The 10,638-nt window shown below is 76.5% G+C and carries 2 protein-coding genes; both read left to right on the forward strand.

Going from position 1 to position 10,638, the window contains the following annotated elements; genetic code table 11:
- Positions 1-8,681: SDR family NAD(P)-dependent oxidoreductase (locus ACWGSR_RS37045; RefSeq protein WP_453573723.1), on the forward strand; the 8,681-nt coding region annotated here is incomplete at its 5' end.
- A 29-nt stretch (positions 8,682-8,710) separates the two neighbouring features.
- The coding region (locus ACWGSR_RS37050; protein WP_453573726.1) for a type I polyketide synthase at positions 8,711-10,638 on the forward strand (1,928 nt) is incomplete at its 3' end.

The following is a 10,638-nucleotide window of genomic DNA, read 5'->3' on the forward strand; positions in this document are numbered from 1 at the left end:
ACCTCCGCCGGACCGTCCGCTTCGAGGACACCGTCCGCCTCCTCCTCGACCGGGGCTTCGGCACCTTCGTCGAGTCCAGCGCCCACCCCGTCCTCGGCATCGGCATCCACGAGACCGCCGACGCCGCCGGGATCGACGTGCTCGCCGGCGGTTCCCTCCGGCGTGACGAGGGCGGTCTTGAGCGGTTCCTGACCTCCGCCGCCGAACTGTTCGTCCGGGGCGTCGACATCGACTGGGCGGTCCTCTTCGAGGGCACCGGGGCCCGAACCGTCGACCTCCCCACGTACGCCTTCCAGCACGAGCGCTACTGGCTGGAGAAGACGGCCGCTCCCGTGGCCGCCACCGCCGTGGAGGCCTCCGGGCCCGAGGCCTGGCGCTACCGCACCGCCTGGAAGGGCCTGAGCGCCGTGGACCCCGCCGCCCGGCTCTCCGGGCGCTGGCTGCTCGTCCTGCCCGAGGCGCTGACCGGTTCCGAGGCCGCCGAGTCCGCCCGGCGGGCCCTGGCCGACCGGGGCGCCGTCGTCGAGCCGTTCGCCGTGAACCCGGCCGCCGCCGACCGGTCCCTGCTGCGGGCCCGGCTCGCCGAGTCCGCCGACCGGGCCGGGGCCGAGCCGCTCACCGGCGTCCTGTCCCTCCTCGCCCTCGCGGAGGGCGCGCACCCCGACCACCCGGCCGTTCCGCTCGGCCTGGCCAGCACCCTCGCCCTCGCCCAGGCCGCCGCCGACGCCGGGACCGAGGCCCGGCTGTGGGCCGTCACCTTCGGTGCCGCCGCCGTGGCCCCGGCCGAGACCCCGTCCCCCGCGCAGGCCCAGATCTGGGGCCTCGGGCGGGTCGCCGCCCTCGAACTCCCCGCCCGCTGGGGCGGACTCGCGGACCTGCCGGCCGCCGCCGACGCCCGCTCCTTCCAGCAGCTCGCCGGGGTCCTCGCCGCCCCCGGCACCGACGACCAGGTCGCCGTCCGCGGCTCCGGCACGTACGGCCGCCGCCTGGTCCAGGCGCCCGCCGCGCCCGCCGCCGCCGTGGCCCGCCCGCGCGGCACCGTCCTCGTCGTCGGCGACGTCGCCGCCGTGGCCGGGCCCCTCGCCCGCCGCCTGCTCTCCGGCGGCGCCGAGCGGGTCGTCCTCGCCGGGATCACCGGCACCCTCGACGAGGAGACCGCCGACCGCACCACCGTCGTGCCGTGCGCGCTCGACGACCGGGAGGAGCTGCGCGCGCTCCTCGCCGAGCACGCCCCGACCGCCGTCTACGTCGCCCCGCCGACGGCCCCCCTCACCCTCCTGACCGAGACCACGATGGAGGGCTTCGCCGCCGCCGTCGAGGCCAAGACCGACCTGGCCACCCGCCTCGACGGCCTGCTGGCGGACGCGGAGCTCGACGCGTTCGTCGTCTTCTCCTCCGTCGCCGGCGTGTGGGGCGGCGCGGGCCAGGGCGGCTACGCGGCCGGTACGGCGTACCTCGACGCCCTCGCCGAGGGGCGCCGGAGCCGCGGGCTGCCCGCCACCTCCGTCGCCTGGACGCCCTGGCAGGACGTCGCCGCCGGGCCCGCCGCCGAGCAGCTCTTCCGCACCGGCCTGTCCTTCCTCGACCCGGAGCGCGCCCTCGACGTGCTCGACGGGATCGTCGGCCGGGGCGAGACCGGCGTCGCCGTCGCCGACATCGACTGGGAGCGCTTCGAGCCCGCGTACACCGCGGCCCGGCCCTCGGCGCTCCTCGACGAACTCCCCGCCGTCCGGCGGTTCCGGGCCGCCGAGCGGGCCGCCGCGGACGAGCGGGACACCACCGGCACCGGCCTCGCGGCCGTCCTGCGCGACAAGACCGGCGAGGAGCGGCGGCGCGAGCTGGTGCGCCTGGTGCGCACGCACGTCGCCGCCGTCCTCGGCCACGCCTCCGGCGACGGCATCGCCGCCGACCGGCCCTTCAAGGAGCTGGGCTTCAACTCGGTCACCGCGGTCGAGCTCCGCAACCGGCTGCGGGAGGCCACCGGCCTGGCCCTGGCCCCCTCGCTCGTCTTCGACCACCCGACCACCGCGGCCGTCGCCCGCCACCTCGGCGACCTGGCCAGCGGGGCGCGGGAGCCCGACACCGCCGCCCCGTTCGCCACCGCGCCCGCCGGCGGCGACGGCGAGCCCATCGCCATCGTCTCCATGGCCTGCCGCTTCCCCGGCGGCGTCAACACGCCCGACGAGCTGTGGCAGCTCGTGACCCACGGCGGCGACGCCATCACCACCTTCCCCACCAACCGGGGCTGGGACCTCGACGGCCTCTACGACCCGGACCCCGAGGCGCAGGGCCGCACCTACGTCCGCGAGGGCGGGTTCCTCCACGAGGCCCCCGACTTCGACCCGGAGTTCTTCGGGATCTCGCCGCGCGAGGCCCTCGCCATGGACCCGCAGCAGCGGCTCCTCCTGGAGACCTCGTGGGAGGCGTGCGAGCGCGCCGGGTTCGACCCGAACGTGCTGCGCGGCACCCGCACCGGCGTGTTCGTCGGCACCAACGGCCAGCACTACATGCCGCTGCTGCAGAACGGCGAGGAGGACTTCGACGGCTACCTCGGCACCGGCAACTCCGCCAGCGTCATGTCCGGCCGCCTCTCGTACGTCTTCGGCCTCGAAGGCCCGGCCGTCACCGTCGACACCGCCTGCTCGGCCTCGCTCGTCGCCCTGCACCTGGCCGTCCAGTCGCTGCGCCGGGGCGAGTGCGGCATGGCCCTGGTCGGCGGCGCCACCGTCATGTCCACCCCGGAGATGCTGGTCGAGTTCTCCCGCCAGCGCGTGATGTCCCCCTCCGGGCGCTCCCGCGCCTTCGCGGCCGGCGCCGACGGCGTCGCCCTCGGCGAGGGCGCCGGCATGCTCCTCGTCGAACGCCTCTCCGACGCCGAGCGCAACGGGCACCCGGTGCTCGCCGTCATCCGCGGTTCGGCCGTCAACCAGGACGGCGCCAGCAACGGACTCACCGCCCCCAACGGCCCCTCCCAGCAGCGGGTCATCCGCCAGGCCCTCGCCGACGCCGGACTGCGCCCCGAGGACGTCGACGCCGTCGAGGCGCACGGCACCGGCACCGAGCTCGGCGACCCCATCGAGGCCCAGGCCGTCCTGGCCACCTACGGCGGGGCCCGGTCCGCCGACGACCCGCTGTGGCTCGGCTCGGTCAAGTCCAACATCGGCCACACCCAGGCCGCCGCCGGCGTCGCCGGCGTCATCAAGATGGTCCTCGCCCTGCGCGGCAACACCCTGCCCCGCACCCTCCACGTGGACGAGCCGACCCCCCGGGTCGACTGGAGCGCGGGCGCGGTGTCCCTGCTCACCGACGACGTGCCCTGGCCCGAGCGCGCCACCCCGCGCCGCGCCGCCGTGTCCGCCTTCGGCATCAGCGGCACCAACGCCCACGTCATCGTCGAGGAGGCGCCGCGCTCCGAAGCCGCCGCCGACCCCGCCGACGACGCCGGGCAGGACGGCGGCGAGACCGGCAACTGGTGGGACGAGGTGACCGTCCCGCTGCTGTTCTCGGCCCGCTCCGAGTCGGCCCTCCGCGCCCAGGCCGCCCGGCTGCGCGCCGGGCTCGCCGAGCACCCCGGCATGCACCCGGCCGACGCCGGCTACACCCTGATGACGGCCCGCGCCCGCTTCGAGCACCGGGCCGCCGTCATCGGCGAGAGCCGCGAGGAGCTCCTCGACGCCCTCAACTCCCTCGCCCAGGACCGGCCGCACCTGGCCGTCCTGCGCGGCACCGCCGGCCCCGGCGACCGCATCGCGTTCGTCTTCCCCGGCCAGGGCTCCCAGTGGCCCGCCATGGCCGAGGGGCTGCTCGACCGCTCGCCGGCCTTCCGCGAGTCCGCGCAGGCCTGCGACGCCGCCCTCCGCGCCTACCTCGACTGGTCCGTCATGGACGTGCTGCGGCAGGTGCCCGGCGCCCCGTCGCTCAGCCGCGTCGACGTCGTCCAGCCCGTGCTGTTCACGATGATGGTGTCCCTGGCCGAGGCCTGGCGGGCCATCGGGGTCCACCCCGACGCCGTCGTCGGCCACTCCCAGGGCGAGATCGCCGCCGCGTACGTCTCCGGCGGCCTCTCCCTCGACGACGCCGCCCGGATCGTGGCCCTGCGCAGCCAGGCCTGGCTGACCCTGGCCGGCAAGGGCGGCATGCTCGCCGTGTCCCTGCCCGCCGGGCAGATCCGCGCCCGCCTGGAGCGGTTCGGCGACCGGCTGTCCGTCGCCGCCGTCAACAGCCCCGGCACCGCCGCCGTCGCCGGCGACCCCGAGGCCCTGCGCGACCTCCTGGAGGAGCTGACCGCCGAGGGGATCCACGCCCGCGCCATCCCCGGCGTCGACACCGCCGGGCACTCCGCCCAGGTCGACGCCCTCAAGGACCACCTCATGGAGGTCCTCGGCCCGGTCTCCCCGCGCACCGGGCAGATCCCCTTCTACTCCACCGTCACCGGCGGACTCCTCGACACCGCCGCCCTCGACAGCGCGTACTGGTACCGGAACATGCGCGAGCCCGTCGAGTTCGAGCGGGCCACCCGCTCCCTGATCGCGGACGGCTACGAGGTCTTCATCGAGCCCAGCCCGCACCCGATGCTCGCCACCTCCCTCCAGGAGACCGTCGCCGACGTCGGCGGCCGGGCCGCCGTCCTCGGCACCCTGCGCCGCGAGAAGGGCGGCGCCCGCTGGTTCGGCGCCGCGCTCGGCATGGCCCACATCAGCGGCGTCGAGATCGACGCCGACGCCCTCTTCGGCACCGACTCCCGCCGCGTCGACCTGCCCACGTACCCCTTCCAGCGCGAGCGGTACTGGTACCACGCGCCCGCCCGGCGCGGCGACGCCGCCGGCATCGGCATCCGCGAGGCCGGCCACCCGCTGCTCGGCGGCGGCGTCGAACTCCCCGAGTCCGGCGCGGTCGCCTACACCGCCCGGCTCGGCTCCGACACCCAGCCATGGCTGGCCGACCACGCCCTCATGGGCACGGCCCTGCTGCCCGGCGCCGCCCTCGTCGACCTCGCCCTGTGGGCCGGCCGCCAGCACGGCTGCGGCCGCCTCGACGAGCTGATCCTCCAGGCCCCCGTGGTCCTGCCCGACAACGGCGCCGTCGAGCTGAGCCTGCTCGTCACCGCCGCCGCCGAGGACGGCAGGCGCACCCTCACCGTCCACTCCCGCGAGGCCGGCGCCGACCCCGGCACCCCCTGGCGCCGCCACGCCGAGGCCGTCGTCGCCCCCACCGGGGACGCGCCCGCCCCCGCCGGCCCGGCCGTCTGGCCCCCGGCCGCCGCCCGGCCCGCCGCCGACACCGACCCCGAGGCCTTCTACGAGCGGTTCACCGCCCGCGGCTACGACTACGGCCCGCTCTTCCGGGGCTTCGGCACCGGCTGGACCGAGGACGCCACCGTCCACGCCGAGGTCGCCCTCCCGCCGCAGGCCAGCGACGCCACCGCCGGCTTCGGCCTCCACCCGGCGCTCCTCGACGCCGCCCTCCAGGCCATGAGCCTCGGCTCGTTCTTCCCCGAGGACGGCAGGGCCCGCATGCCGTTCGCCGTCCGCGGCGTCCGCCTCTACACCGAGGGCGCCGCCCGGCTGCGCGTCAGCGTCTCCCCGGCCGGTGCCGAGGCGGTCCGCCTGCTGTGCACCGACGACTCCGGCCGGCCCGTCCTCTCCGTCGACGAACTCGTCGTGCGGACCGTCTCCGACGAGCAGCTCGCCGCCGGCCCCGAGGGCCGCGCCAAGCGCAACGGCGCCCTGTACGAGGTCGACTGGCAGCAGCTCCCCGTCGCCCAGGCCCTGCCCGTGCGCCGGATCGCCGTCGTCGGCGAGGACCACGCCAAGGTCGCCTCCGCCCTGGAGACCACCGGCACCTCCTGCGACTGGTACCCCGGCCCGGCCGAGCTGTTCGAGGCCGCCGCCGCCGGACGGGCGCCGGACACCGTCGTCGTCTCCTTCCCGCACCTGCCCCGCCCCGACGCGGCGTCCGCGCACGCCACCGCCCACCGGGCCCTGGACCTCGCCCAGACCTGGCTGGAGCACGGCGCCGCCCTCACCGGCACCACCCTCGTCCTGGTCACCCGGGGCGCCGTCGCCGCGGGCGCCGACGACGAACTCGGCGACCCCTCCGCCGCCACCGTCTGGGGCCTGATCCGCTCCGCCCAGTCCGAGGAGCCCGGCCGCTTCGCCCTCCTCGACGTGGACACGGACTCCGTCAACGGCACCGCCCTGGCCGCCGCCCTCGCCTGCGGCGAACCCCAGGCCGCCGTCCGCGGCACCGCCGTCCGCGTCCCCCGGCTCGCCAGGACCGGCGCCGACCGCGGCGACGTCCTCGTGCCGCCCGCCGACACCACCGCCTGGCGGCTCACCGCCGGCGGCACCGGCACCATGGAGGGCCTGCGCCTCGCCGAGGCGCCCGACACCCTGGGCGAGCTCAGGGACGGCCAGGTGCGGATCTCCGTGCGCGCCGCCGGCCTCAACTTCCGCGACACCCTCATCGCCCTCGGCATGTACCCGGGCGAGGGCGTCATGGGCGCCGAGGGCGCCGGCGTCGTCACCGAGGTCGGGCCCGGCGTCACCGGACTCGCCCCCGGCGACCGCGTCTTCGGCATGTGGACCGGCGGCTTCGGCCCGTACGCGATCGCCGACCACCGCATGGTCGCCCCGATCCCCTCCGGCTGGACCTACGCCGAGGCCGCGTCCGTGCCCGCCGTGTTCCTCACCGCCCAGTACGCCCTGACCCGCCTCGCCAAGGCCGAGCCCGGCCAGAGCGTCCTGATCCACGCGGCCGCCGGCGGCGTCGGCATGGCCGCCCTCCAGCTCGCCCGCCACCACGGACTGACCGTGTACGCCACGGCCAGCACCGGCAAGTGGGACACCCTGCGCCGCCTCGGCCTCGGTGACGAGGCGATCTCCAACTCCCGCACCGTGCAGTTCGCCGACGAGTTCCTCGCCGAGACCGGCGGCAGGGGCGTGGACATCGTCCTCAACTCCCTCGCCGGCGAGTTCGTCGACGCCGGCCTGCGGCTCCTCCCCGGCGGCGGCCACTTCCTGGAGCTCGGCAAGGCCGACGTCCGCGACCCGGAGCGGGTCGCCGCCGACCACCCCGGCACCCGCTACCGGGCCTTCGACCTGGTGCAGGCCGGACCGGACACCGTCGGCGAGATGCTGCGCGAACTGCTCGCCCTCTTCGAGGCCGGGGTCCTCGAACCCCTGCCGCTGACCACCCACGAGATACGGCACGCCCGCGAGGCGTTCCGCACCCTCAGCCAGGCCCGCCACACCGGCAAGCTCGTCCTCACCCTGCCGCCGTCCTTCGGACCGTACGGCACCGTCCTGGTCACCGGCGGCACCGGCACCCTCGGCAGCGCCGTCGCCCGCCACCTGGTCGCCGAGCACGGCGTCCGCCACCTCGTCCTCGCCGGCCGCCAGGGCCCCGGCGCCGACGGCGCCCCCGAACTCGCCGCCGAACTGACCGCCCTGGGCGCCGAGGTCGCCGTACGGGCCTGCGACGCGGCCGACCGCGAACAGCTCGCCGCCCTCCTCGCGGACATCCCGGCGGAACAGCCGCTGACCGCCGTCGTCCACACCGCCGGCGTCCTCGCCGACGGCACCCTGCCCACCCTCACCCCCGAGGGCCTGGACACCGTCCTGCGCCCCAAGGTCGACGCCGTGCTCAACCTGCACGAACTGACCCGCGACCTCGACCTGTCCGCCTTCGTCCTCTACTCCTCCTCCTCGGCCCTCTTCGGCAGCCCCGGCCAGGGCGGCTACGCGGCCGCCAACGCCTTCCTCGACGCCTTCGCCGGCCACCGCCGCTCCCTCGGCCTGCCCGCCGTGTCCCTCGCCTGGGGCCTGTGGTCCAGCAGCAGCCGCATGGCCGGACACCTCGACCAGAGCGGCATGCACCGCCGGCTCGCCCGGGGCGGCGTCATGCCCCTCACCGACGCCGAGGGCCTCGCCCTCTTCGACGCCGCCCAGGCCGTCGACAGCCCCCTCCAGGTCCCCATCCGGCTCAACCACGCCGCCCTGCGCGCCGCCGGACCCGTCCCCGCCTTCCTGAGCTCGCTCGTCGGCGGCACGGAGCACCGGACCGACCGGCGCGCCCAGGACGGCCCCGCCGAGACCCTCGCCGACCGGCTCGCCGGCCTCGCCCCCGAGGACGGGGAGGAACTGGTCCTGGAGACCGTGCGGATCCACGCCGCGGCCGTCCTCGGCCACGGCGGACCGGAGGGCATCGTCGTCGACCGGGCGTTCAAGGAGCTCGGGTTCGACTCCCTCACCGCCGTCGAGATGCGCAACCGGCTGGCCGCGGCCACCGGCCTGCGCCTCGCGGCCACCCTGGTCTTCGACCATCCGACCCCGGCGGCCCTCGCCGCGCACCTGCACCGCGAACTGGCACCGGAGGGGACCGCGCCCGCGGCCGCCCCGGCCCCGGACGCGCGCGGCACCTCCGTCATGGCGGAACTCGACCGCCTGGAGGCCCTGTTCGGCGCCCTCGCCGGACGGGCCGCCGACGGCACCGCCGGACCCGACGAGACGGCGCACAAGGAGATCGCCAACCGACTCGCGGCCCTCACCGGCCTGTGGGGCGGCATCGGCGGCGGACCCGCCGGCCCGCGCCCCGCGGACACCGGGGCCGAATCGGTGGCCGAGTCCATCGAGGACGCCGACGACGACGAGATCTTCGCATTCATCGACGAGCGGTTCTGAACCGCACAGCACGTGACGGGTGACGAGACATGGCGAACGAAGAGAAGCTCCGCGAGTACCTGAAGCGGGCCACCACCGAACTGCACCGCACCAGCGAGCGCCTCAAGGAACTGGAGGCACGCGCCCACGAGCCGATCGCGATCGTCGGCATGGCCTGCCGCTTCCCCGGCGGCGCCGGCTCCCCCGAGGCCCTGTGGGAGCTGGTGTCCGGCGGCACCGACGCGGTCTCGCCCTTCCCGGGCGACCGCGGCTGGGACACCGAGGGGCTCTACGACCCCGACCCGGACGCGGCCGGCCGCTCGTACTGCCGCGAAGGCGGCTTCCTCGGCTCCGCCGGGGCCTTCGACCCGGCGTTCTTCGGGATCTCGCCGCGCGAGGCGGTCGCGATGGACCCCCAGCAGCGCCTGCTCCTGGAGACCTCCTGGGAGGCCCTGGAGCGCGCCGGGGTCGACCCCCGCTCCCTGAAGGGGTCCCGCACCGGCGTGTTCGTCGGCGCCTGGGACGGCGGCTACACCGCCGGGGTGCACGAGCCCTCCGCGCAACTGGAGGGCGACCTGCTCACCGGCGGGGTCGTCAGCTTCACCTCCGGCCGCATCTCCTACACGCTCGGCCTCGAAGGCCCGTCCGTCTCCGTGGACACCGCCTGCTCCTCCTCCCTGGTCGCCCTCCACCAGGCGGCCCAGTCGCTGCGCCGGGGCGAGTGCGACCTCGCCCTCGCCGGCGGCGTCACCGTCATGTCGACGCCCGCCGTCTTCGTGCAGTTCTCCCGCCAGCGCGGCGTCGCCGCCGACGGCCGCTGCAAGGCCTTCGCCGAGGCCGCCGACGGGTTCGGCCCCGGCGAGGGCGCCGGCATCCTCCTGGTGGAACGCCTCTCCGACGCCGTGCGCAAGGGACACCGCGTCCTCGCGGTCCTGCGCGGCTCGGCCGTCAACCAGGACGGCGCCAGCAACGGCCTCACCGCCCCCAGCGGCGCCGCCCAGCAGCGCGTCATCCGCCAGGCCCTCGCCGACGCCCAGGTCACCGCCGCCGACGTGGACGCCGTCGAGGCGCACGGCACCGGAACCCGCCTCGGCGACCCCATCGAGGTGCACGCCCTGATCGACACCTACGGCAGCGCGCACACCCCCGAACGGCCCCTGTGGCTCGGCTCCCTGAAGTCGAACATCGGCCACACCCAGGCCGCCGCCGGCGTCGGCGGCGTCATCAAGATGGTGATGGCCCTCCAGGAGGGCCTGCTGCCGCGGACCCTGCACGTCGACGCCCCCTCCTCCCAGATCCTCTGGGACGGCGGCGCCGTCTCCCTCCTCACCGAGTCGCGCGCGTGGCCCGAGACCGGACGCCCGCGCCGCGCGGGCGTCTCCTCCTTCGGCGTCAGCGGCACCAACGCCCACGTCATCCTGGAGCAGGCCCCCGCGCCGGAGACCACGGAGGAGCCCGCGACCCGCGAACTCCCCGTGATCCCGCAGGTCGTCTCCGCCCGCTCGAAGGCCGCGCTCAAGGCCCAGACCGAACGGCTCCGGGCCCGCCTGGAGGCTGCGGACGCGCCGCGCCCGCTGGACGTCGCCCACTCCCTCGTGACCTCGCGCTCGGTGTTCGAACACCGCCGGGTCACCCTCGGCACCACGGTCGTCGAGGACACCGCCGGGCCGACGGGGCGCCGGGTACTGGTGTTCCCGGGGCAGGGGACGCAGTGGGTGGGGATGGGTGCGGGGTTGTTGGAGACCTCGCCGGTCTTCGCCGCGCGTCTGCGGGAGTGCGCGGACGCGCTGGCGCCGTTCGTGGACTTCGACGCGGTCGAGGTCGTACGGGAAGGCCAGTCGCTGGACCGGGTGGACGTGGTGCAGCCGGTGACGTGGGCGGTGATGGTCTCGCTCGCCGAGCTGTGGCGCTCGCTCGGGGTCGTACCGGACGCGGTGGTGGGTCACTCGCAGGGCGAGATCGCCGCCGCCGCCGTCTC

The organism is Streptomyces sp. NPDC055632, from assembly GCF_053618675.1.